The sequence below is a fragment of the Bacteroidota bacterium genome (genome assembly GCA_030706745.1).
Lineage (GTDB): Bacteria > Bacteroidota > Ignavibacteria > Palsa-1295 > Palsa-1295 > PALSA-1295.
Window position 1 is genome coordinate 311,917 of record JAUZNX010000001.1, and the last position, 22,399, is coordinate 334,315.

The following is a 22,399-nucleotide window of genomic DNA, read 5'->3' on the forward strand; positions in this document are numbered from 1 at the left end:
TGGTTTTTTGGTAAGTGGGGAACTATGAATTGACGGAAAAAGCGAATAAGACGCTGTGAAAACTATTTGGATTAATGAAACGTGCCTGTCATTTTGCAAAAGCTTCCCGATAGAAAGCGTCCTTGTTTGACAGATCTTTCTTGTTCTGAACTCCTCTATCTAATAGATAGGAGAAAATAGAGACAGTGATCCTCCGGGTTATGCTGCGATTCTAAGTCTCTTCAATTTCGAGGGTCAATCGCTCGCAACTTTGCCTCGGGTCCTGTGTTCCCCATTAGAGACATGGAGCAGGCATCAATGGCAATCGGCGAGGAGCGAGAGTCACACGCGGAGGATCAGTCCCCCCGGGGTGGCTTGGCTGCTGGTTTGCCTCTGCGCACGAAGGGTCAGGATTCCAGGGCCAATCGGGACCAGGAAAATGCTGAGGACCTTGCACTGTTCCGCGAATTCCTTGCGGGAATGGGGAGCGCATTGCCTGAAGGTCGCCGGCAAGCACGAGAAGCTTATACCAAGATCTACCTGCGGTATCGCGATCGGGTCTATGCCTACTCGCTGAGGATGCTTTCGAGTCAGGAAGAGGCACAGGACTTATATCAGGAAGTATTTCTTCGGGTTCTGACTCGCGCGCAGACGTTCGAAGAAGAGAAGAGCCTCGGCGGGTGGATCTTCACGATCGCTCATAACCTTTGCCTGAACAAGCTTCGAGATCGCAAGCCGCACGATACGATAGACGATATGAGGCCAGGCCTTGGGGCGAGCCCGCACGACCCTCTCGTCGTTCGGCCGCCCGAGGATCTGGGCGAGTCATGGCGCGACCGGATCGAGTGGGCGATGGCCCAGCTTCCGGCCGAACAGCGCGAGGCGCTTGTACTCCGGGAATACGAAGGGCTTAGCCATCAGGAAATCACAGAAGTATTGCATGCGAGTATTCCCGCAATCAAAAGCCGGATCTACCGCGCAAAAGAGAGCCTCAGAGTATTACTTGGACCATATTATAACGAAACAATATAGCTCTTTGATCGATCAACTCTGGATGATTGCTCATCCGCTGACCGATAGAAGTTTATCACGATGACACTGAACGAACGCATTCTGGAATTTATGGACGGCTCGCTTCATCCGAACGATGAAGCAGAGCTGTTGCACACGCTCTCGGTCTCACCCGAGAAGCGGAACGTGCTCCGGGACTTTATGAACCAGAAGTCGCTGCTCTCACGCGACCGCGAGTCAATTGCCGTACCGTATGAAGCGGAGCAATCGCTCTGGGCGAGTGTCGATGCGATCCTCCCGGCCACATCCTCGACGGTGGCTCCGCAACCGGTCGCGTTGATGCAACCCGCTGCCGCAGGTTTCTTTTCGCGTATGATGACAGCGTCCGCCGCGGCCGTCGGCGCGCTTGGTCTATTGATTGGGATCGGCGCCGGCTATTTCGCGGCCACACAACCAGTGAACGTGAACATGGAGGCAACGAGAGCGTTGCCAAGCGCGCCGAAGATTGCGTCGGTTTCTGCGAGTTCCGTGCAGCACTCATCTCCGACGTGGATAAGCGCTGCATCCGATTCGCCAATACAGCCTATGTCTCCACTCGGAATGGAGCACTTCGGTCTTGCGAGTCTATTCAGCTCTGCAGCGGCAAGCGAATCGCTACCACAATCTGCAGAGGCTCCAATCGCGTATGTTCAACCTCGTGACCAGCAGCCAGAAGTATTGCACAGCATTGGCACGGATGGCGGCATTGCGCCACAGTTCCATAATACGCCGATTGCGGAACCCCGCCGATCATTGCTCGAACGGTTCGAGTTTCATGTGAGCGAGAGTTTTGGCCGGCAATTCCCGAATAGTGCCGCGACGAACGTATCGTTACCTCTGATGACGAATTCTTCAGTCGGTACCTATTTTCAAGTACTGCCGCATTCGAACGTGCTATGGGCCGGCGCAGATTATGGCACAGCGAACGTAACACGGAAGGGCCTCTTCACGCATGCAGGCAATCCGATCGATCCACTGCAAAATGTTCTGGCAGGCGATACGGTCCACGAACAAATCAGCTACATGGCAGCTCTCGCGCAGCTGCGCTTTCCATCGATTGCCGGCGCGGAATTGACGTTTACGGGCGGCTATGGATTCGGTAGCCTTGGACAGATGATGATCGGAGAACTCGGATTTCACTACGATCTCACTCATGAAGTTGGGCTAGTCACCGGGCTTCGAGTTGTCCGATTTAGTTACGATTTAACCGCAGATAAGAATGCGGCCATCCACTCTGGCGCCGGTTCACTGGTCGTACCAAATGGCGTTGGCGATGCCGCCCCAAGCCTGAACCTCGAACTCAACACGGGACTTTATTTCCACTTCTAATGTCAGCCGCTTATGACATGGCCATCGTTCGAGCGCTTCGCCTGGTGATACTCGCCGGGCTATTTGCGCTTACTGGCTGCTCGATGGGCACGGTTCCGATAAGCTCGACTGCGACCGTACAAGACTATTTTTTCCCGCTGCAAAATGGCCTGGTCTATAGTTATAGCCGGTTTGAGACGGGTCTCAACCAGAACATTTATGATACGGTTGCTTGCCGGTTAGTGATCGGCCAGACGATGGCGGATAAGAACGCGCTCGTCGATACGAAGACTGGCAATGTACTTTTCTTCATCGGTTTCACGCACGATGCCAACAACAATCTTGCGGCCACCCTTTCGACGGGCGACACGACACTGCTGGCTCTCGATGGCGTCTTAGAGGATAGCGCGACTTGGGTTGCCGATCCTATCCATCATATCCGAGCAACGGTCATCGGTCGCTATGATGACTATTATCTTCCTCCAAACCGGACCGTTCATTTTTCGGACGTCGTTGTGATCCAGTACCATCGTGATGGAGATGATGCAAGCGTGTACACGCTTCGCTTCTTCGCAAACGGTCATGGCCTGATTCGTGAAGCTACGTTCGCCGGCGGAAACACAGAAATTGGGCATTTGCAGGTATTAGGAATTCAATACCCAAGCTGACCCAAGCGTCGCATGTGTTCTTGGCTAAATAGGATTAAGCTCGGCGAATAGCACAACGCGGGAACTTAGCGCTCCGCAATTTGGGCTAAGCAGTATGATGTTTCGTCGATCGAAGGCCCATGCCTACCAATCACACGCCAGCGGCCCAATGGCTCTGCTGCATGCGGATTCCTTCGCAATTCGCGCGATTCTGTTTCTTGCGATGAGTCTGGTCTTTTTTCTCTTTTTGAAGATTACCGAACGGAAAATCCCAACAGGTCTTGTCCCGGATAGCACCGAGGACACCATTCATGCCGCGCCACCACCGCACGTCGGCACACGACGCATCCCATGATGGCACCACTGGGGACCGCCTCCGAGCGGAGCGAGAGTCTATATATCGGCATCATGACTGGTACGAGCCTCGACGCGATCGATGTTGCAGTGTGCCGATTTGAGAACAAGATCGTCGAGCTAATACATTTTCACAGTTCAGCATGGCCTAAACAGATCCGCACGAAGCTTCTTACATTAGCCTCAGCGGAAATGGTCCGAATGGATGATGTCGCCACGCTACATTTCGCACTCGCTAAAGAATACGCGAGGTCCGTCAACGAAACGCTGCAAGAGGCAAGACTCGATGCCAGACAGATCTGCGCTATTGGCCTACATGGCCAGACTGTGCGCCATCTTCCGGCGCAGGGCGCAACACTCCAACTCGGCAATGGAAGCGCGCTTGCGGCGCTCACTGGGATCGACGTCGTCAGCGATTTTCGTGCGGCGGACGTAGCCCTCGGCGGACAAGGTGCTCCGCTGATGCCAATGTTCGATTATGCGTTTCTCAAAAGCGACACACTCGACCGCGCCACGCTCAATATCGGCGGAATTGCGAACATCACCTGGCTTCCGAAAGGCGCGAGTATCGAAGACGTGATCGCCTTCGATACTGGCCCAGGAAACATGTTGCTTGACCTGACAAGCCGGAGATACCTTGACGAGCCGTTCGATCGTAATGGCGAACACGCTCGCGAGGGATCCATCAACGACCACATGCTGAGGGAATTACTGGATTGTGCCTATTTCGCGATGGCTCCTCCCAAGACAACTGGTCGTGAAGTGTTTGGTGAGGCGTTTATATCGCCGATCATGAAATCAATCGGCACCAGAGAGATCACTGTCGACGATGCACTTGCAACGTTGACAGAATTGACCGCGCGCTCCGTCGCTCAAAGTTTTCGCTTCGTAGGTTCCGCTGGACCTTTTGAATTAGTTGTCAGCGGCGGCGGAATCCGGAACATACTGCTGATGGAACGACTGAGCGTGAATCTCCCTCAGGCACACATTGTCTCATCCGATGTATTCGGAATTTCCGCAAGTGCGAAAGAAGCCATTGCGTTTGCGTTCTTCGCTAAAGCATTCCTTGAGGAACTTCCAATTCATCTTCCTCGAACGACCGGAGCGCACAGCCGCGCGACGCTCGGTACGCTGGCAAAAGCGAGGCGCGAAGAATCATTGATTTCACAATAATCGTGTCCAAAAGTATTTTCGCAAAAAATTATTTTTAAAAATCTCTTCGTAACACTTGACATTCGGTACTCGAATGTATTATACTGCATTACGAGAAGATCAACTCCATGTGTGTAGAGAATGTGGATAAGTGGACGAACCGTTTTGGCGTTTGTCACTTCCAGATCTTTCGTCCGAGTAAGCGTTCCGAGCCATCATTGATTTAATCAGCTGCTTCATGAGTAGCAGTGCGTGCGTTCATTTCATTACCGACATGAAAGCATTTAGCATCGATATGCTTGGGCGCGTCGTCACAGTCTCGGTTCAGTAGCACATTTACCGTTGTCATCGCATCAATTCACGAATGAGCCGAACGGAATTCGCCGATCTTGAAGTTATGGAAGCATCACCCGTGCATCCGAACATGAAGGCCGCGCCGACATCGCGGAATCTTGCATCGCAATCAAATGTAATGGCGGGTGGTACTTTTGCATATCCGTATTCCAACCTAACGCCCGTGTCCGAGCACGCTCTGCGCACCGAACCCGAACTCCTGACTGAATCGACACCGCACGGCGAACGGGAGGTACTCGCGCATCCAGGAATTAACGAGAGCATTGGCCTGAGTGAAGCTGCCTCCGCTGAGGAGAGCACGCGAAACCTTCGCAGCGCCGCCCTGCAAATTTGGAAACGATGCCTGGATACTCTTCGCGCTCAGTTGAATCCGCAGACGATGCGGACGTGGTTCGACCCACTGGAAGCGATTGGGCTGGAGGGAGCAATTCTGACACTTCGCGCTCCAAGCAGTTTTTTTTGTGAATGGATCACAGAGCATTATGAAGATTCCCTTCAGAAGTCGTTGCGGGATGTGCTCGGCGCTGCGGCGGAATTCCGGTTCGAAACGACAAGCGATCTCGATGCGCTGAACACGAAGCTTGAGCCAGCATCGGCGTCCGGAATACTTGCACCACCTCCGAATGGGCCATCCGGCCACTCTGCGGCTCCAAGTGCATTCACACAGCAGTATGCGCCACAGCCCGCACAGCCATACAGCAATGCGAGGCCCAATGGCCAAGGCACACCGTCGTTTGGGAATGGCCAGCATAATGCAGGCAATGCGCAGAACGCAGCATCCAAGCGTCCAGCCATTGAGCCAAATCTCAATCCACGATACACATTCGAGACATTTATTCGCGGCGAATCGAACAAGCTTGCTTACGCTGCCGCAAATGCCGTCGCGAATAATCCGGGCGGAACACGGTACAATCCGCTCGTGATCTATGGAAACGTCGGACTCGGGAAGACCCACTTGATCCAGGCGGTTGGGAACGCGGCACTTCAGAAATTTCCTTCAGCCCGCGTCCTTTATACCTCCAGCGATCGCTTCACGGTCGAATTCGTCGATTCGATCCAAAATAACCGCAGCAATGAATTTCAGAGCCTGTATCGATCGATCGATGTGCTAATCATTGATGACGTTCAGTTCTTTGCCGGCAAAGAAAAGACACAGGATATTTTTTTCCATACTTTCAACGCGTTGCGCGAACTGGGGAAGCAGATCATCTTGACCTGCGATCGCGCTCCAAAGGAGTTGAAGGACATCGATGATCGTCTCCTCAACCGGTTGCAGTGGGGACTCACGGCTGATATTGGCGCGCCGGACCTCGAAACCCGCATTGCCATTCTTCGCCACAAGGCTCTTGCCGATGGGGTTGAGCTTTCAAGCGAGATCATCGAGTTCATTGCATCGAATGTCACTACAAACATCCGTGAGCTTGAAGGTTGCCTGATCTCATTGCTGGCGACCGCTTCGCTCGAAGGCAAAGAGCCGACGCTCGATCTTGCGCGCGAGGTTCTCCGTAAGGTCGCCAAGCGAAGCACGCCAATGCTGACGATCGAGACGATCCAACGCGCCGTGGCCAAGAAATTTGGTGTAGAAGAAGAGCTGCTACGCGCGAAGACTCGCAAGCAGGAAGTCGTGCAGGCGAGACAGATCGCCATGTTCCTCGCGAAGGAGTTGACCAATCATTCACTGAAGTCTATCGGCCTTCATTTCGGTGGCCGCGATCATTCAACTGTGATCCATGCCGTCCAGGCTGTGGTGGATGACATACGCCATGATACGGGACTTGCTTCCAAGCTGGAAGATCTTCGGAGGCAGTTCGAAATGATGCACTGAGGTCAATCTCAGCGGAAATAGTGTAGAATGGCGCGGTTTCCGCGCCATTCTAATTTTGCGATAATGCGATATCCAGATGCCGGGATAACAATTTGTGTGTATCGGCTCGAGCGTGGATAGCATAATAGAACAACTTTCACGTATGTGTGAGGAACAGCAATTGCTATCCACACCGGCAGTAGAGAACATCGTGGTATGTTAGCGGAACACTGGTTCTCCACTTATCCATCGTACCACGCATAACATGTGGAGCTCGATTGCGGCCATATCACACAACGCTTTCAGAAGACGCTCCCTCACACTGTCAACATTTCCACACCCTTTAAATCAATTACTAATGTATTTAAATCTCTTTAAAAGAGAAAGAAGAAGAAGAGGAAGTGGGTAACGATTAAAGGTATTCATTCATCTGAGATCGCTTCAGATAGTCAACGATCTCTCGCACACCTTGAGCCTGATCCCTTCTGGTGACGAGAATTGCATCTTCAGTTTCAACAACAACTAAATCCGATACGCCATAGAGCGCAACGAGTCGCTGTGTTCTGGATATTGCCAGTGATCCCTTTGTATTGCGTGCAATGACATGCGCGCCCATCAGGACATTGTTTTCGAGATCTTTCTCACTGAGTCGAAATACTTCATCCCAGCTTCCGACATCACTCCAACCCAATGCGCCAGCGCGAAGAACATATACATTCGGCGCATGCTCCATCACTCCGTAGTCGATCGAGACTCCGCGGATCGTGCTGTAGGCCTCGCGCAGCCTCGTGGTGAAGTCCGCGGAGGTCTGGGCGGGTACCATGTCAATCTGCTGCATGATTTCCGGTGTGTACTCTCGTAAGGCCGCCTCGATGGCATCGATGCGCCAGATAAACATCCCGCTGTTCCAAAGGAAGTCACCACTCTCGACAAACCGTCGCGCAGTATCAATATCCGGCTTTTCGGCAAACCGCTTCACGCAAAAGACATCGCGAAGTTCAAACTCGCTAAAATCGGGCAATTGGCTTTTGGAGGGGAGGTTCTCGTCATCCAGTTGAATGTATCCGTAGCCGGATTCCGGTCGAGTCGGATGAATGCCGATCGTTACCAGACTCCGCGTCTCGTGAGCCAATCGTGCTCCAAGCTTCGTGAGTCGCGTGAATTCGTTCTCGTTTCGAATGATATGGTCCGCCGGCAGGACCACCATAATACCATCATCGCCAATTCGGGGCTTTAGTAAGCGAGCACCCAGCGCAATACACGGTGCGGTATTCCGCCCAAATGGCTCTGAAACGATATTCTCGGGTGGGATTTCGGGAAGTTGCTGCTGCATTTCGATGCGCTGCGCCTCGCCCGTGACAATAATTGTATCTTCAGCGGCCGCAAAGTGCTGTGTTCGGGCCAGGGTCGCCTGGACCAGCGATGTGCCTGGAGTTAGCACATCCAAAAGCTGCTTCGGCTTGCGCTCGCGTGACTCGGGCCAAAAGCGGGTGCCAACACCGCCAGCCATAATTACTACGCTAATTCTCATTAGTACAAAATTACGGTGGTTTATCCGAACCGTGGCCGATCTCGGTAGATTGGAGGTCGCTGCAAGAAATCGTCGGCTAAGGTCGTGATCGAAACGTCGAGGGTATTTCCCGATCTATGCCAAAACGATAAGCTTGCCGGTTAGGTCAGAGCACAACAATCGATCCGCAAGGCACCATAGATGTCTCACTGGTTGATGCTGTGGTATGGCAGCACCAAAGTGATCGCAACTGAGGTTAGATTACTTATCGCTCTGTTTTAGAAATGCCATTAGATTCAGTCAAGGAAGTTCGGACGAACGCACCACGTGGGCATTATCCTGCGCTCGATGGTCTGCGTGGGTTAGCAGTGCTCATGGTCCTATCCCATCATTTTGTTTTGGGGTACTCGGCCTCGGGGAGAGTTCATGCATTGCTGGGCCATCTGACGCTTTTTATGTGGTCAGGAGTTGATCTATTTTTTGTGCTATCAGGGTTTCTGATCAGCGGCATCCTGCTCGATGCGAAGGCGCAGCCCAAGTATTTTCGAACATTCTACGCTCGGCGCGTCCTTCGAATTTTTCCGCTTTACTATGGAGCGGTGTTCGCAATATTTGTATTACTGCCGCTTTTGGGGATGGACGCTGTGAACTCCAGAAGCATTTATTACTGGACATATCTGACGAATGTCGATGTGGCACTGCATGGTTGGCCGAACCAGATTATTAGTCACTTCTGGAGCCTGGCGATCGAGGAACAGTTCTATCTCCTATGGCCGCTGGTTATCTTTTTAATCCCAATCACACTTCTCCGCCGCTTCTTGCCCGCTCTCCTTCTCCTTCCAATGGCCATGAGACTCATCGCCAGCCTGAATGGCTCCGATATACTTCCGTTACATGTCGGCACGCTCACGCATTGCGATGGGCTGATTATGGGAAGCATAATGGCAGTCTATCTGCGCACGTCAATTGGCCGTCAGGCGGTCAATAACAGGACCGCGGTAATTGGCGTAATTCTGATTGCCATGATATTTGTGCGTGCCTCGTTTGGCTACTTCCCAATTACGTTTTCGTTGACCAACTGGAATGTACTGCAGCGCACCATTACATTCACGCTCATTTCGGTCGCTTTTTCGTGGGTCCTGTTCTTATGTGTCGGCCCGGTGAATAGCGTTCAGCATTTCTTCAAGCAGGCGTGGTTGCAGTGGTTCGGTCGATATAGCTACGGGCTGTATGTTCTGCACAAACCGCTGATGGGGCTCGTTTCGGCGATTCAATTGCCCGCCGGCCTGACGCGACTGGCATCAGTGCATCCGTTTGTGCTCGACGCGATCTATATTCCCACATATCTCATTGTCTCGATCGTCTTCGCATACGCCAGCTATCATTTGTTCGAAAAGCACTTCCTTCGGCTCAAGAAATACTTCTCCTACCGTTCTCGCGTCGAGACCATCGAAATGCAGTCCGCACAGCAAATTCAGGCGCCAGAGGTGGCTGCGAATCTATGACCACCAGTTCCGTATCTTCTTATCGTTTACGGGTCGCTTCTCGTTGAACGCATTGACTGAGCCGCCATATGTAATATTCGGTACCGTTCCACTACTCCCCCTTGTGAACCTGTTGAGGTCGATGTATCTGGGGTTAAGCGAGAAGGATCGGGACCGCCAGTCCAGCCGGCCGGCTCAGATTCGTGGTGTCATACTCAATGGAGGAGCCACGAGATGCACAAAGGTTACAACTTTCTGGCGCGAATATAGGCTAGAAATGAGTGACCTGAAATATCTAGAGTAGTGGAAGCAGGCCTCACGGCACCAGCGGTCAAGAAATCAAGCGTCCATTCTTGATTTCGCTGGCAAGTTTTGTTGCCTATTCGTTACTTCAAGCTTAAAGTGGACATAGGTTAAGCTATTAAATAATAATGACTTACAGGGACCAAGTGCACCCGTAGGGAGTCGAACCCCAAACCTTCTGATCCGTAGTCAGATGCTCTATCCAATTGAGCTACGGGTGCGATAGCTAGGATGAACTATGAGCGATACACGGGGAATTCCTCATAGTTTCTCCTTGCGGGGAGCCATTAACCCTTCAAGAGCGGGTGAAGTTCTCTCGGGGAGCCATCGAGCGAGGTCTGGCCAACCGTGAGGTCCCGGATATGGACGATCCGATGTTCGTGGGTATCGAGTCCATCTGCGACGAGAGCCTGTTTCAAGAGTGTCACAAAGGACATCCCATATTTATTCAGGAAATAGAGTAAATTCAACTCCCGCTCCTGCAATTCGCCTTCGGGAAGTAATGCAGCCAGAAGCTTATCGAGTTGGGTCTTGGTCGTCGTGTGCCGTTTGCGCTCGGCGGCGAGTGTTTTGTTTTCGAAATCCCGAATCGCTGTCAGCACCTTGCCTTTGAGCGAAGTAAGCGCCCCGTCCAAGGTCGCCTCTGCACCTGTTACGTTTTTCCGTAAGGATTCAAGCGCACCATCAACGGCTGTGAGTGCCTGAGCAAATGCGGGTGAAAGATTGGAATCGATCATCTGGTCGAACAGCGAGGCATTCTTTCCACGGCCGTTCATCAGAATGTCCTCCGCCGAAATCTGAAATTTCGTGAAGGACCGTTCGAACCGCTCTTCCACCAGCGTAAGGCTCATGCGTGGATAGATGAGCGGCATCGGAAGTCCAGCCCATTCATAGGCCGGCTTGAACTGCGCATAGTATGAAATCTCGCCGGGACCAGCCACGTAGGAAACCGTCGGCAGCAACGTGTCCTGATAGATAGGGCGAAGCAAAACATTTGGACTGAATCGCTCGGGCTCGTGATCGAGTGAGTGGAGAAGCTCTTTGAGCGTAAAAGTCTTTCGGCTGCCTTTCAGGAAAAACGTCCGGGCCGTTTCGAGTCCGCCTCGTTCGCGCTCGACAATCGGGAGCCGCTCGCCTTCGTCATTGATATAAAACAGATTGATGGCTCGCGGCTTAACCTGCGCGTGATAGATTTCCTCCAACTGCACCGATTGGAGGATGATGCGCTCAGAAAGTTGCGGGGACGTTTCTACTTCTTGCCGGAAGAGACCGCGGCCAAGCTCTTTCATTTTACCGGTGCCTGCATCGAAGAGCAGCAGTCCATCCTCCGCAAAGTACGCCGCCATGAGTCGCGCGAACGAATCCTGGAGCGTTCGGCCTGGCGTGTAACACCCTTGTGCCAGCGCGAGAACCTCATCTGTAAAATCGGTCGGTGGCAACGCATTGCGCAGCTCCAGAATCATCGTTTCGATGGATGACTCTTCCAGCACGATCGGACCAACGAGCTTTTTCCAGTTCTTCTCTTCGCCTGGTGCGATTGTCGTTGGTCGATAGCGGATGGTTTCGACTTGTGTCTCCGCATTCAGGACATGCGCACTGGCAATCTCATCGAAATCATGGTCTTCACCTTCCAGCCAAAAGATGGGGACGAACGCAAAGCCCTCGTACTGGCGGGAAAGCGTTCGGGCGAGATGAATAGCGGTGAATGCCTTGTAGAATGAATAGAGCGGTCCGCCCAGTATTCCAAGTTGCTGCCCGGTGACAACGGCTAGCGTGTGGGGTGATTTGAGCAGTTCGATGTTCTCTCGGGCGCGTTTGCTATCGGCTCCAATGGAAACGGCGAGCGACTCGATTTCCGCCACAACTGCCGCGCGATGCTCGGGCGGCAGATGATGCTCTCGCGTGAGTCGCGCATCAATGAGTGTGCGCATCTGCTCGTGAGGAGCCGTCGGTGAAATTGCGAAAAAATCACGAATTGGCGTCGACTCAAAGTTGCAGAGATAGTCTTTGGCGAGCGGAGTCAGGTTCGGAAGATGTGCGGCGTCCATGTGGTGTACGTCTCTCAACAGGTTCAATTCGGAAAAGGCTTCGCTACTTGTGGTCGTTCGCGCACCAATTCGACGAAGTCGCTTGTTCCGGTGTTCTATGCTTGCTTCCTATACGTGCGCAGTCTGTGGCGAAGAGATCGAGACCGTTGTCGATGAGTCGCAGGGCTTGAGCCAGGCGTACATCGAGGATTGCCAGGTCTGTTGCCGGCCCAATGTGCTCCGTGTGCAGATTGACCCCGAAACAGATGAGATCACAATCGATGCAAGTTTTGAAGAATGATCGGTCATGCACCGGAGTCGGCCTTGGGCCGAAAAAAGAAGGACGTTTATGAGTAACATGCTGGGGAAATTGCAGGAGCTACAGGAGCAAATGGCGCAGGCCCAGGAGGAGATCGCGCAAATGCAGGCCAGTGGAGAGTCCGGTGGCGGCGTAGTCAAGGCTACGGTGAATGGGCGGCAACAACTGCTCAAGCTGGAGATCGCGAAAGAGGTGATCGATCCGAACGAACCAGAGATGCTCGAAGACCTGATCGTTGCCGCGGTCAATAAAGCCATCGATCGAACGAAAGAGATGGCGGAGGAGAAGATGAGCGAAGCCGCGCGATCGCTATTGCCGCCCGGTTTCCCGATGCCGTAAATTTCTATGCTCTATACGTCGCCTGCCCTTGAAACTCTGATCGAGCGCCTGTCACGCTTGCCAACGGTCGGTCGCAAGACCGCGCAGCGGCTTGCGCTTTACTTGCTCAAGCAACCGGCAGAGGAATCGCTTTTGCTCGCTCGAGCGATCGGCGAGCTGCATGAGCGTGTCCATACCTGCACGATCTGCGCGAATATCACGGATGAAGACCCATGCCCCATTTGCCGTGACATGCGGCGCGATCGGTCGATCATTTGTGTCGTGGAAGAGCCAAATGATGTTCTCACGATCGAGCGCACCAATGAATTTCGAGGGCTATATCACGTCCTTGGCGGTTCGCTTTCACCGCTCGAAGGCATTGGGCCCGATGAATTGAAAATCCGGGAGCTGCTTGATCGGCTCTCACCCGATGGCGCCGAGCCAGTTCGGGAGATCATTCTTGCCATGGACCCGAACGTCGAAGGTGAGGCCACGACGCTCTATCTGGCGAAGCTACTTCATCCGATTGTCGAGCGGGTCACGCGCATCGCACGAGGCATTCCTATCGGCAGCGATCTGGAGTTCGCGGATCAGGCAACATTGGCCAGAGCGCTTGAAGGGCGAACGGCAGTATGAGTTGGTATAAAGACTGGTTTCGCGATTCGAACTATCGCGTCGTCTACGAGCACCGCGACGAAAGCGAGGCCGAGACCATGATCGACTTGATCGAGAAGACTATCGGCCACAAGACTCGCCGCCGCGTGCTCGATCTGGCCTGCGGCTCGGGACGGCACGCACTCTCGTTTGCGCGTCGAGGATATGCGAATGTGACTGGTGTTGATCTCTCGCCAACACTGCTCGCGGAAGCGCGCGACAATGCGAAATCAGAGGGGCTTCTCGTGGAATTCCTCGAGCGTGATATGCGAGATCTGCCACAGCAGACATTCGATCTCGCAGTCAATCTGTTTACGAGCTTCGGCTATTTTGAAAGTGACGAAGAAAATGCCAGTGTGATAAAAGCAGTAGCTGAGCATCTCTCCGCCAACGGCTATTTTGTCATCGACTTTTTCAATAGTGCATGGGTCCAGACGCATCATGTTGCGCACGATGTTCGAGTGCTACCATCCGGTGTCGTGCTGGATCAATCACGATGGACCGAGCATGGGCGTGTGGAAAAACGGCTGGTTCTCCGTGAACCGAATTCCACGGAGGCCCATGAATTCATCGAGTCGGTCCGGATGTTCGAATTAGCGGACTTCGAGCGGATGTTCGCGGGGGCCGGTCTAACACTCCAGTGGACATTCGGTAGCTATTCTGGTGAGTCCTATGACCGAGACCAATCGGAGCGATTGATCATGTTTGCGCGAAGGTAAGAGTTGATGGGCAACCGACCAAATACGAAATACGAATTGCAGGCCACGAATGCAAAATGGATTCGTAGCCTCGCATTTGTCGTTTGCATTTTGTCATTCGTCATTGTTCTTGCTGGTTGCGATCTTTTCTCGACACGGACACCGGAGCCGCCAAGCAGTTCTAATACGTTCATCTGGACTCCAGCGACAACGGTGGAAATCCTGATGGGCAATTTTACAGGTGCACTTCAGGCGTTCGATGCATCCAACTATACCAAGGTCTTTATCGCAGCGACAGACTCGACAGGCTCCGGTCCCAAGGCATTTGCATTCACTCCAATAGCCGGCCTTGATCCCGCGTCGCGGACCATCTTCACGAACTGGACCGTTGAAGGACCATCGGAATCCGAGCACGCCTGGCTTGCAAAACTTGCGGCACTTCCGCACAGCGGACCACTTGCGATCACGCTGGGCGCAATCGCCCCTGTGCAAAGCTCCAATGCTGCGAGCCTGACCACGTCATACACGATTGCGCTGCCTACGGGCGTGATCCCGACCGATACGGTCCGAGGCTCGCTTGAAATGCAATTCCTGCTCGTGACCACCGAGCAAGGCACGAAGGAATGGCGAATTGTTTCCTGGACGGACTTTGCTCCCACTGGCGGAACAAGTGAAACCTGGACAGACCTCAAGCTCAAATTATCATCGTGAAGGATCGGGCGATCAGAAGTGTGAAGCGAGCAATGAAGAACGCGCTCATAGGTCGAAGGTTCTGGCGACTCCTGCTGCGAAATGCATTGCGCGTGACTGCCTATGCGCTGCTCCTTATTGTGATCGGCTGCAATCCCTTCGCGCCGAAGCTGGACGAGACAGCGCCGACCGTGCAGTTCGGCGATGCGCATACGATTGATGGATTCTTTCAGGCATTTAAGTACGCGTACGAGTTTAAGGATACAACGCTGTATGGCGCGCTGATCGCTTCGGACTTCACGTTTAGTTATCGCAATTACGACCGAGGCGTTGATATCACGTGGGGTCGCGATGACGAAATGCGCTCGACCGGAAGTCTTTTCGAGAACGCCGAAGCAATCTCACTATTATGGGGGACCGTGCTGGATTCATCAGGCACTTCGACCGCCTTCGACATCACGAGAAGTTTTTCGCTCGACATCACCTTTAACGCCGCGGATGTCGAGCATGTGGATGGGCGTGCCGTCTTTCACCTGGAGCGCCCCACTCCATCAGATATCTGGCAAGCCGGTCATTGGCAAGACGAATCCAATCTTTAGAAGGATGATGAATACTAGCGGGCGCGTTGCGCTCGTGCTCCTGATCGCTTTGCTGACATCGGCCTCGCACGCCCAGCAGGTCGAGCTTCGTGGCCGCGTGACCATTCGTGGGACGGGCGAAGAAATTCCGGGTGCATCTCTCGCGATTATGGGCACACCACGGGGTGCGAAAGCAAATCGTGAAGGTGCCTTCCTGCTGAAGCTCGATCGTAATGTTGCATATCGCATTCGCGTTACGGCGATCGGTTACAAGCCGGATACACTCTCCTTCACGCTCGCGAAAGACTCATCGTGCGAGATCGCACTTCGCGAGTCGCCGGTCACGGGCGCGACCATCACCATCTCAGCGGATGCGAGCCGCAAGGAGGCGCGGCGAATCATTCAAAAAGTGATCGATACAAAAGATGCCTGGCAAGCCGAGATCAAGGATTACCGCTTCCACGTATATGGCCGGCTTAATGCCCGCATACTACAAGACACCTCGTCCAAGATTTTTGCCATAATCGAAACGGTTGCGGATGGATTCTGGAAGCAGGGCAAGGGATATGCCGAGCGAGTGACCGCCCGAAAACAGACCGCCAACTTGCCGGGCGGCGAAGATTATGGGCGGCTCTTCGATGTCGATAATTTTTACAACGAGCGCATTGACTTCTTGGATTACAGTTTGACGAGTCCGGTTGCTCACGATGCATTCGATGCGTATGATTACGATCTTATTGGTGACGGTGAGTTGAATGGAGCGCCGGTCTACAAGATCTCCGTTGAGCCACGAGGAGTATTGAATCCAGCATTTCAGGGTACACTATGGATTGACCAAACGGACTACACGATCGCCTATTTGGAATTGGCTCCGAACGATGCGGTCAAGATCGGCCCAATCAAAAACATCTCGATTTCACAAACATTTGGTTTTGTCGAGAACAAGTACTGGATGCCCTCGCAGCTTACGTTCGGATTCTCGGTCAAGTTGGACATGCCGTTTGTTCCAGCGTTCCGCCTCGATGAGAATGCGATGCTGCAAGACTATACAATCAACGGCGACATTGCGGATTCGGTCTTTAGCAAACGGCACGCGGTAGCGCCGACAGCAGATAGTGTTGATTCGCTGCATTGGGCCTCGGAGCGGTTGATCCCGCTTGCGAGCGACGAAGACAAAGCCTATCGGAAATACGATAGTATAGCGAAGCTGCCACCGCCACCACCAGGATCCGCACTCCTGAAAGACATCGCAGACTGGCTCCCAGGTCTTGATGTTTACAGCTTCAATCGCGTGGAAGGCTCCCGCTTCCAGTGGTCGCATTCCATTCGGTTCTCGGACGCATGGCCGCTCAGTATGGATGGCTCGGTCGGATACGGACTTGGCGACCGCCGATGGAAGTATTCCCTCAATCTCGAGCAAGGACTGACGTGGGCCACCAGCAAGTTGGTCAATGCGAATGTCTCGCTTGGAGGTGATGTAAGCCTACACGGCATGAAGACCGTCGCCTCGAGTTCCTCTTCCTTCCGGATGCGGCTGTATGATAATTATGTGCGTCGTGGCCAGGGGTATGCAGAGGTGGTAAACACCCTGACAGCGCTTCTTCTGCATAGCGACTACCCGGATTATTTTCGTGCTCGAGGGTTCGATGTCACATATTCGAACCACCTTGCTGATGGGCTTACGGGCGCGGTGTCGTTCACGAATGAAAATGAATACAGCCTCTCGACCGTAACCGATTACAGCCTGCTCCTTTCCCACAATACATTTCGCGCAAACCCAGCAATCGATGATGGGCGGCTGCATGCAATTGGTGCGGCGCTCACAAAGGACTTTTATGTTTCCACTTGGAGCGGCTCCGCGACAGTACAAATAGACTATGCCGATTCAGTCATTGGAAGCCAATTCACGTTTGCGACTGCATCGGCCCATATAACGCTTGAAGGAAAGGACGGCGTGTGGGGAAAAGCGTGGTTCGATCTCGCCGCAAGCGATCTCTTGCGCGGGACGCTACCCAATCAATCGCTTTTCTATTTCGAGTCTCGGAATTCCGTCATTACATCGCGTTCTGTCTTTCGAACGATGTCGCCGCTCGAATTTCAGGGTGATCGGACCTGGTCCGCGATGTTCGAACAAAACTTCTACGATCTGCCAACGCGGTTCTTCGGTCTGCATTCGCTCACCGATCTTCAATGGATTGGCTTTGCCAGTCTTGCCGGGGCAACGCTCACGGATGCATCGGCCAATCATATTGCGACAGCCGTCATGCCGATCCTCAACCAGCCGTTCGTCGAAGCAGGGTTCGGCATTGGCAACATTCTGAACATCTTCCGCTTCGATGCCGCCTGGCGGCTGACCCACAAAACCAACCGCAATTTCTTCGTGACGGGTACGCTGGCGATTAGCTTCTGATGTTACGCCAAATGTCGCAGCGCGTGTCGAATGCGGAGCAGGCATTCCTCGCGACCTAAGACCGAAAGCAGCTCGAAGAGCCCCGGCCCCATGCCGCGACCTGTGGTGGCAAGGCGGAGCGGATGGATGAGCTTGCCGGCGCCTACTGTGTTTGCTTCCGCGTATTCGCGGATGATGGCTTCGAGCGAATCATGATCCCAGGTTGCGGAGGCTTCGAGTTTGGGGAGTAGCTCACCGAGGCGCATTTTTGCCTCGTCGGTCCAATGCTTCGATTTGTATTTCTCGTCAACATCCGTAAACGTTGGCGCAACATAGAAGTAGCTCGCGAAATCGACAAAGTCCCAAAGCGTGTGAACGCGCTCCTGCATCACAGCAATGACCCGGGTTGCATATTCATCACTGACGATATAGTTGCGCTTATCGAGCAGTGGCCGCACCAGCGGCAGCAAATCACTTGGCGACATCTTGCGGATGTACTCCGAGTTCATCCAGTCGAGCTTCTCGCGATTGAAGACCGCGCCGCCTTTATTGACACGCTCCAAGTCGAAATCGCGAATCAAATCGTGAATCGTGAAGATTTCCTCGGTCGCGCTCGGATTCCAGCCGAGCAACGCGACGAAATTGATGAGCGCCTGCGGCAGGTATCCCTTCTCGCGATAATCTTCCACCGCAACATCACCCTGCCGCTTCGAAAGTTTCGAGCGGTCGGCGTTCAGCAGCAGTGGCAAATGCGCAAACTTCGGCGGCTCCCAGCCAAATGCACGATACAGCAGGACATGCTTCGGAGTCGAGGAGAGCCACTCCTCGCCGCGGATAACGTGGGTGACTTCCATAAAGTGATCGTCCACGACATTCGCGAGATGATACAATGGAAAACCATCGGACTTGAGGAGAACCTGGTCGTCGATGGTCTTCGAGTCGAACTCGATATCGCCGCGAATCAAGTCGTTGAATCGGATGGACTCGCCAATTGGGATGCGCATCCGGATGACGTGCGCTTCGCCGGCGGCGATGCGTCTGTCTGATTCTTCTTTCGGGAGATTGCGGCAGTGCCGGTCATACATTGGTGGAAGCCCGGCGGCCTGCATCGCTTTGCGGACGGTATCCAACCGCTCGGCAGTGCAGAAGCAGGGATACGCATGGCCCTCCGCGACTAATTGTGCGGCATGCTTCGAGTAAAGCTCTTTCCGCTCAGACTGCGTATACGGACCGAACGGCCCGCCATTGATCGGCCCTTCGTCGAACGTGATCCCAGCCCATTCCATTGTGCGGATGATATTCTCGACAGCGCCCTCGACGTAGCGGGTGCGATCGGTATCTTCAATGCGAAGGATATTGACACCACTGTGATGGCGCGCGAAGAGATAGCAGTATAGCGCGGTCCGGAGCGAGCCAACGTGAACGTAACCGGTCGGTGAGGGAGCGAATCTTACTCGTACCACAGAGGGGATAGCGGATAGTGGATAGTGGATAGCGATGAGAGACTTAGCGCTATTAGAACAGCGGAATGCTTCGGGCACTATCCACTATCCGTTCTCCACTATCCACTGTTTGGGTGAGTGATGGGGTTCGAACCCACGACCTCCTGGGCCACAACCAGGCGCTCTAACCAGCTGAGCTACACCCACCGTATCAATTGTTCTGCGGATGACCAATCATCCACGATGACCGATCATCCGTTCGCGCGCCCGGCTGGACTCGAACCAGCGACCCACAGCTTAGAAGGCTGTTGCTCTATCCAACTGAGCTACGGGCGCTTGTTTCGTGTGGCGCAGACCCATCCTTTTGCGGATGGCCTTACTGCGCACGCCCGGCGCGGGAGCCGAGTAACAGGATGCTCCTTCGACAAGTTCGCGCAGACGAATACCTACCTTTGGGCGGGCATATAAAGCTTTTCGGCATATTCCCGGACCATCCGGTCCGTCGAAAATCGTGGCAGTACGCTGGCAACCGATTCCTTTGCGACTTCGACCCATCGATGCGGAATGCTATCGGATTGCTTGTCATAATAGAGCGGAATCACCTGTTTCTCAAGAGCCTCATACATTCGTTCTGAATCCACCCGGTCTTGATCGTCCGAAGATCCTTCAATTGAGCCTTCGAGCCCCCATCCGTTCTTGCCATTCCATCCCTCGATCCACCAGCCATCCAGAATAGAAAAATTGGGCACGCCATTGATCGCGGCTTTCATACCACTCGTTCCGGAGGCTTCCAAGGGAGCTTTGGGGTTGTTCATCCACACGTCCACTCCGCGAACCAGATATTTCGCAACGTGCATGCTATAGTTTTCAATGAACGCGATTCTGCCTCCGAAGGCGGGATCGAGTGCATATTGCCAAATATCGCGGATGAGCTGCTTGCCCCCTTCATCGGCGGGATGCGCCTTTCCGCTGAATACGAATTGCACGGGCCGGCGCGAATCGCTAAGCATGGCCTTGAGGCGGTCCAGGTCCTTGAAGATAAGCGTCGCGCGCTTATACGTCGCAAAGCGGCGTGCAAACCCGATTGTCAGAATACTCGGGTCGAGCATCATCCCGTGTGGTACGAACAACTTTGGATCGAGCGATCCTGCAATCCATTTTCTCCGAACACGATCGGTAATGAAGCTGAACAAACTGGTCTTGAGTGTCTGCCGCGTCCGCCAGAATGTCTCATCATCGACTTGGCGGAATGCAGCCCAATATGTTTCATTGTCGAGATGCTCGGTCCAGTCGCGGCCCAACTTGCGGGCGAAAAGCTCCTCCATTTCGGGCGCGAGCCATGTTCGAATGTGAACTCCGTTTGTAACGCTGGTTAGAGTCGATGGTTGAGAAGGGATAGTGGATGGTTGAGGGGGCACGGCTCCTTCGGGAGGTTGATTCGCCTTCACCTCTCCGTTATCCCCTGTCAACTTTCCACGATCAACAACCGAACTGAATTCCGGCCACATGGCAGCCGTGACCTCGAGATGCTTTTTGCTCACAGCGTTGCGGTGGAAACTCAACGTCATTGCGAGCGCGGTCATGTTGAATGCATCGCCACCTCCGGGCTGAGCGTGCCGCCCCAGGTCGAGGAAAGTCTCTTTGTCGACACCCAGTTCTGGCCAGAAATGCCAGAAGTACCGCGAGATAAGATCGAACGGGAATGCATCCGTACCGGCCGGAACAGGGGTATGAGTGGTGAAAATGGAGTGACTGCCGACGAATGTTTTGGCTTCATCGAGGCTCATACCCGATTTCACAGCTTCACGTAATCGCTCAACTAGTGTGAATGCGACATGTCCTTCGTTGGCATGCCAGACGCCGGGCGTCAAGCCAAGCGCCCGAATGACACGGACGCCACCGATACCGAGTGCGATCTCCTGCCGCAACCGATATTCCTGGTCGCCACCATAGAGCCGCGTCGTGATGTCGCGATTGTGTGGAGCGTTGGCTTCGAGGTTCGAATCCATCAAATAGATTCTTACGCGACCGCACCGAACGAGCCACACTTGAAGGTGGAGTAAATCATCCGGCCCTTCGAGCGCCAGTGACACCACAAGTGGCTCTCCGGATGGCAAGTACGCTCGTTCGATCGCCACGTCCGGAATATCGATCTGGGCATAGTTGGCGATTTGCAGGCCATCCGGATCGATGCCCTGCTCGAAATAGCCGCGTGGATACATGAAGCCAACCGCAGTGAAGTCAAGCCCCAAATCGCTAGCCGACTTAGCGTGATCCCCAGAGAGAATGCCGAGGCCACCGGAGTAAATCGGTAAGCTTCCGTGCAAGCCATACTCTGCAGAAAAATATGCGATCTTCGCGTCGGTCGGTGGAATGCCAGCACCTGTGCGAGCGAGGTATCGATCGAACGTCCGCAGCAGTGCGCGATAGCGTTTCAGAAAGTCTGGATCGACCGCAAGCCGATCGAGCCGGTCTTGCGTGACGCGGTGAAGCATCAAGACCGGGTTGTGGTCCGTTTCCCGCCAAAGTCGAACAGAGATGGCGCGAAAGACTCCGCGCGCCTCCGGCGACCAGCTCCACCAGAGGTTACGAGCGACTTCTTCGAGGCGTGAAATTGGGGAAGGTAGTGTAGGCAATGGGTCGAGGTAAAGGTTAGAGTATACTGCAAACTTACGAGCCTGCGGGAGCGGGAAATGAATCTCCGCGGTTTTTCAAACACGCAAATGACGACTCGATATTCCCTGCTGGTTGTTTTTCTGAGCATCATTCTATATGCGTGCCAATCCCAGCGGACGTGTTCGCTTACCATTCCCTACCAGCCTCAGACGAAGTCAAATTATTGCGTGCCAGCGTGTGCCTCGATGGTACTAGAATATTATGGCGATCATTACTCGCAGGACACAGTGAAAGCCCTGGCGAAATCCAAATCGGATTTTACAGGGACCTACTACGCCGATTTGGTCCAAGGCTTGAAATCGATCGGCTATCGCTGGGAGATCAAGACCTTCAGTCTCGATCATCTTGGTTTTGAACAAGGACTGAACGCGATACGCGTCGCGCTTCAACAGCATCGGCCCGTCTTGATCAGCACCTCGAGTCCTCCCATCGGACATACCAAGATCGTGTGTGGCTACAACGATCGCCTCCAAATGGTGGAATTAGTCGATCCACTCTGGCCACCACCGGGTGAGGGGTCAATGAGCTATCGCCAACTCGAAGATATTTGGCATGACGATTTTCAGCACACATGCCGCTCAATTCTCGTGACGGCTCCGAGAAGTGATGATCATTCTGTCTCCCGATCGAACGGGGCAGAATAACCCGGCAGCTATTTCCAGA

At 53.6% G+C, this 22,399-nt stretch carries 19 protein-coding genes and 3 tRNA genes; 15 read left to right on the forward strand and 7 right to left on the reverse strand.

All coding sequences use genetic code 11. The features are described from left to right. Positions 1-264 precede the first annotated feature (264 nt). The 6 genes from Q8902_01400 (at position 265) to dnaA (ending at position 6,669) form a co-directional block, all read left to right on the forward strand. A complete protein-coding gene (locus Q8902_01400) occupies positions 265-1,011 on the forward strand; it encodes an RNA polymerase sigma factor (GenBank protein ID MDP4198210.1) in 747 nt (248 codons plus the stop codon). Positions 1,012-1,071: 60 nt separating this feature from the next. Continuing rightward, positions 1,072-2,358 (forward strand): hypothetical protein, encoded by a 1,287-nt coding sequence (locus Q8902_01405; GenBank protein MDP4198211.1) that lies wholly within the window; start codon positions 1,072-1,074, stop codon positions 2,356-2,358. Then, on the forward strand, positions 2,358-3,005 hold the full coding sequence (locus Q8902_01410) for a hypothetical protein (GenBank protein ID MDP4198212.1): 648 nt from the start codon (positions 2,358-2,360) through the stop codon (positions 3,003-3,005). The genes Q8902_01405 and Q8902_01410 overlap by 1 nt, the downstream gene beginning before the upstream one ends. Before the next feature lie 94 nt (positions 3,006-3,099). After that, positions 3,100-3,339: a hypothetical protein gene (locus Q8902_01415; protein MDP4198213.1), complete on the forward strand. Its 240-nt coding sequence runs from the start codon at positions 3,100-3,102 to the stop codon at positions 3,337-3,339. Beyond that, complete coding sequence (locus tag Q8902_01420) at positions 3,336-4,511, forward strand: anhydro-N-acetylmuramic acid kinase (GenBank protein MDP4198214.1); 1,176 nt, start codon at positions 3,336-3,338, stop codon at positions 4,509-4,511. Before Q8902_01415 ends, Q8902_01420 begins: the two co-directional genes overlap by 4 nt. Positions 4,512-4,854: 343 nt before the next feature. Next, positions 4,855-6,669 carry a chromosomal replication initiator protein DnaA gene (gene dnaA / locus Q8902_01425; protein MDP4198215.1) on the forward strand — a complete coding sequence of 605 codons (1,815 nt, stop codon included), beginning with the start codon at positions 4,855-4,857 and terminating at the stop codon, positions 6,667-6,669. A 391-nt stretch (positions 6,670-7,060) separates the two neighbouring features. On the opposite strand, the gene Q8902_01430 is transcribed toward dnaA, so the two are convergent. After that, positions 7,061-8,179, reverse strand: a complete 1,119-nt coding sequence (locus Q8902_01430) for a sugar phosphate nucleotidyltransferase (GenBank protein MDP4198216.1) — start codon at positions 8,177-8,179, stop codon at positions 7,061-7,063. A gap of 263 nt (positions 8,180-8,442) precedes the next feature. Here Q8902_01430 and Q8902_01435 point away from each other — a divergent pair, with 263 nt between their 5' ends. Beyond that, a complete protein-coding gene (locus Q8902_01435; protein ID MDP4198217.1) occupies positions 8,443-9,663 on the forward strand; it encodes an acyltransferase in 1,221 nt (406 codons plus the stop codon). A 429-nt stretch (positions 9,664-10,092) separates the two neighbouring features. Here Q8902_01435 and Q8902_01440 read toward each other — a convergent pair. Both Q8902_01440 and bshC read right to left on the reverse strand, forming a co-directional pair. Continuing rightward, positions 10,093-10,166: transfer RNA gene (locus tag Q8902_01440), tRNA-Arg, on the reverse strand. A 66-nt stretch (positions 10,167-10,232) separates the two neighbouring features. Then, the gene (gene bshC / locus Q8902_01445; GenBank protein ID MDP4198218.1) at positions 10,233-12,011 is read right to left on the reverse strand and encodes a bacillithiol biosynthesis cysteine-adding enzyme BshC; all 1,779 of its coding nucleotides are present in this window, start codon (positions 12,009-12,011) and stop codon (positions 10,233-10,235) included. 79 nt (positions 12,012-12,090) lie between these two features. Here bshC and Q8902_01450 point away from each other — a divergent pair, with 79 nt between their 5' ends. Genes Q8902_01450 through Q8902_01480 form a run of 7 tightly spaced genes read left to right on the forward strand, consistent with a single transcriptional unit; the run spans position 12,091 to position 17,639 of the window. Then, positions 12,091-12,273, forward strand: coding sequence for a CPXCG motif-containing cysteine-rich protein (locus Q8902_01450; GenBank protein MDP4198219.1), 183 nt, complete (start codon positions 12,091-12,093; stop codon positions 12,271-12,273). A 48-nt stretch (positions 12,274-12,321) separates the two neighbouring features. After that, positions 12,322-12,630 carry a YbaB/EbfC family nucleoid-associated protein gene (locus tag Q8902_01455; protein ID MDP4198220.1) on the forward strand — a complete coding sequence of 103 codons (309 nt, stop codon included), beginning with the start codon at positions 12,322-12,324 and terminating at the stop codon, positions 12,628-12,630. A 6-nt stretch (positions 12,631-12,636) separates the two neighbouring features. Next, positions 12,637-13,245, forward strand: a complete 609-nt coding sequence (gene recR / locus Q8902_01460; GenBank protein MDP4198221.1) for a recombination mediator RecR — start codon at positions 12,637-12,639, stop codon at positions 13,243-13,245. After that, complete coding sequence (locus tag Q8902_01465; GenBank protein ID MDP4198222.1) at positions 13,242-13,982, forward strand: class I SAM-dependent methyltransferase; 741 nt, start codon at positions 13,242-13,244, stop codon at positions 13,980-13,982. Before recR ends, Q8902_01465 begins: the two co-directional genes overlap by 4 nt. Positions 13,983-13,988: 6 nt before the next feature. Next, positions 13,989-14,672: a hypothetical protein gene (locus tag Q8902_01470; protein MDP4198223.1), complete on the forward strand. Its 684-nt coding sequence runs from the start codon at positions 13,989-13,991 to the stop codon at positions 14,670-14,672. 32 nt (positions 14,673-14,704) lie between these two features. Beyond that, the gene (locus tag Q8902_01475; protein MDP4198224.1) at positions 14,705-15,250 is read left to right on the forward strand and encodes a hypothetical protein; all 546 of its coding nucleotides are present in this window, start codon (positions 14,705-14,707) and stop codon (positions 15,248-15,250) included. Positions 15,251-15,254: 4 nt separating this feature from the next. Next, a complete protein-coding gene (locus tag Q8902_01480; protein ID MDP4198225.1) occupies positions 15,255-17,639 on the forward strand; it encodes a DUF5686 family protein in 2,385 nt (794 codons plus the stop codon). A gap of 2 nt (positions 17,640-17,641) precedes the next feature. On the opposite strand, the gene gltX is transcribed toward Q8902_01480, so the two are convergent. The 4 genes from gltX to glgP all read right to left on the reverse strand — a co-directional run bounded on the left by gltX (position 17,642) and on the right by glgP (position 21,696). Then, entirely contained in the window at positions 17,642-19,081 is a 1,440-nt protein-coding gene (gene gltX / locus Q8902_01485) for a glutamate--tRNA ligase (protein ID MDP4198226.1), read from the reverse strand. Between the two features lie 112 nt (positions 19,082-19,193). Beyond that, positions 19,194-19,267: transfer RNA gene (locus tag Q8902_01490), tRNA-His, on the reverse strand. Positions 19,268-19,322: 55 nt separating this feature from the next. Then, positions 19,323-19,396, reverse strand: a tRNA-Arg gene (locus tag Q8902_01495). Positions 19,397-19,506: 110 nt separating this feature from the next. Continuing rightward, the gene (gene glgP / locus Q8902_01500) at positions 19,507-21,696 is read right to left on the reverse strand and encodes an alpha-glucan family phosphorylase (protein ID MDP4198227.1); all 2,190 of its coding nucleotides are present in this window, start codon (positions 21,694-21,696) and stop codon (positions 19,507-19,509) included. 87 nt (positions 21,697-21,783) lie between these two features. On the opposite strand from glgP, the gene Q8902_01505 reads away from it, so the two are divergent. Beyond that, positions 21,784-22,380, forward strand: coding sequence for a C39 family peptidase (locus Q8902_01505; protein MDP4198228.1), 597 nt, complete (start codon positions 21,784-21,786; stop codon positions 22,378-22,380). Positions 22,381-22,399 lie beyond the last annotated feature (19 nt).